Here is a 2,142-nt window from a genome sequence, read left to right as displayed (position 1 = left end):
AACCCTCATCCCTGCCGAGCTATCATCCCACGATTGAAACCGTGGGTTTTCTCGCTCGGAAAACTGATAAAGAAAGACAGGCATGTCTTTTTCCTGCTAGTCAGGGAGTTTGTCTTCCAGTTCTGTGACCTTTTTGATCAGCTGATCAATTTTGCTTTCCAATGAACTAATATTTTCAGTTTCTTTCGACTTGGACCGGTTAAAGTAGGTTGTCAAAGAACTCGTGAGCACACTGATCATAGCCAGTCCGAGAAACATCAGAATGGTAGCAGCAATTCTTCCAGTCAGAGTAACCGGAGAGACTTCACCGTGACCGACAGTAGAAGCTGTAACTATCGCCCACCACACGGATTCTGAAAAAGTGACATTCTCTGATACTGAAAAGACGACCGCTCCGAAAAGAATCAGGAGAACACTGGTATATAAGGCATAGATAAGACCATTTGTATGAAGGATCGATTTGATTTCCCGCTGCGACCGGACTTTCAGACTGAATAGGCGAGTGAAACGTGACAGTCGGATGAGATGAGAGAAACGCAGTATCCTAAAGATTCGGGAAAGACGGAATAGTCTGAAAATCGAGACAAACGGAATGATTGACAGCAGATCAAAGACATGATGGACCACAAATTCTTTCTTGTCTTGAGACAGGGTCAGCCGATAAATATAATCGACAGCAAAAATAAAAACGAAACTCAAATCAATTGCAAAGTATGGCTGGTCAGCAATCGAAATAACTGAGACAAGATCGAGGATAATCAGAAAGATGGATGCAATTGACAGAGCCACCATAGTAAAATTATATAGTCTAAACGAGCGCATAATATCCTCCTGTATACAGCCTGACTTAAGGCAAGTAGTTAGTCTAATAGTAGGGTGTTTGATGTTAGATGTAAAGTCCGTAAATCATTATTCGAATCTAGTATAAAAAAAGGCACTGAACCCAAAAGTCCAGTGCTGCATTCTGATTTATTTTTCTGAAGTATAACGTAGTGCCCGTGTCTGCAAGTCTTTTTCAAATATCTTACGGAAGAATTGAATAAAAGGTCCGATAAAGAAAGCAGTAATAATCGTATTGAATCCTAAAGTAGCACCTAGAAGATAGCCGATAATTGAAAATGAGACATCAAGGATGACACGCGATGTCCGGTAGGTCCATCTGCCATTTGCCTTCTCTGTCAAAATAATTGGGAACGCATCGTAAGGAGCAACGCCTTCTTTTGCCTCAGTGTATAAGGCCACACCACTTGAAATAAATAACAGCCCAAGTAATGAGAAAATGATACGGATAAGCAGGCCTTCAGGTCCTGAGAAGTAAGAATTGTAAAGTGATAGTGTCAGGTCTGAAAAGTTTCCGACGATAAAAATATTTAGAAGTGTTCCAATACCAATGAGTGAACGGTTATCAAAATAAATCAGGATCAGTGCAATTAGACTGGAAATCATGATGAACAAGCCGAAGCCCATATCAAGAAAGCCGCTCGCACCTAAGTTGAATGTAGTGTACGGATCGGTACCCAAATCAGCCAGACGGAAGAACGATACCGCGAAACTGATGAAAAACGTACCGATTAGTGAATAAGTCAATTTTATTTTTTTCATATAAACCCTCTTTTTCCTGAATAATGTCTATTTTTCATCATACGACCTACCAGGATGAAAGTCAATTCTGTGCAGTAAACTCTCATTGAGTTAGTTCCGATTTATGACTGATTTCTCATCTGGGGGAGTAGTTTAATCAAATCTTGAAGGGGATTAAAACAGAGGAAGAAATAAGGGGTCTAGACCGGAACATAATACGGAGATAAAAAAGGATAATAGATTAATTGTACAATAAAAGCAGCCCATGACTGCCTGACTGAAAAAATAGACGACCCTAGAGAGATTCGAACTCCCGACCTACAGTTTAGGAAACTGTTGCTCTATCCTGCTGAGCTATAGGGTCAGATGATAGGTATGTAAAGAAAAACTTGTGGCACAATCATTCCGCCGTACTCTTATACAAGCATTATCATGCGCCTAACTTTCATTATACAACAGTCTGGCTATGCACTCAATACTCTCATTTTCATTGTATGTGTCAAGACTTTGGCGGAAACTTTTTTTCTAGAGATGGTAACTCTTCAATTTTAATATTAAAAT

Annotated in this window: 2 protein-coding genes and 1 tRNA gene; all 3 read right to left on the bottom strand. The window is 39.8% G+C overall.

The features are described 5' to 3' along the window. Positions 1-96: 96 nt before the first annotated feature. Positions 97-822, bottom strand: coding sequence for a potassium channel family protein (locus ABFX15_RS11790; RefSeq protein WP_346025593.1), 726 nt, complete (start codon positions 820-822; stop codon positions 97-99). Positions 823-969: 147 nt separating this feature from the next. After that, complete coding sequence (locus tag ABFX15_RS11785; RefSeq protein ID WP_346025592.1) at positions 970-1,602, bottom strand: YczE/YyaS/YitT family protein; 633 nt, start codon at positions 1,600-1,602, stop codon at positions 970-972. Between the two features lie 269 nt (positions 1,603-1,871). Then, positions 1,872-1,945: transfer RNA gene (locus tag ABFX15_RS11780), tRNA-Arg, on the bottom strand. Positions 1,946-2,142: the final 197 nt, after the last annotated feature.

Source organism: Alkalibacterium indicireducens (assembly GCF_039522005.1).
GTDB lineage: Bacteria > Bacillota > Bacilli > Lactobacillales > Carnobacteriaceae_A > Alkalibacterium > Alkalibacterium indicireducens.
The sequence above is the reverse complement of the archived record's forward strand: the minus strand, read 5'-3'. Positions and strand labels throughout refer to the sequence as shown.

Coding starts and splice junctions, on each gene's coding strand:
- ABFX15_RS11790 (WP_346025593.1), bottom strand. CDS start 822: ATGCGCTCGTTTAGACTATATAATTTTACTATGGTGGCTCTGTCAATT.
- ABFX15_RS11785 (WP_346025592.1), bottom strand. CDS start 1,602: ATGAAAAAAATAAAATTGACTTATTCACTAATCGGTACGTTTTTCATC.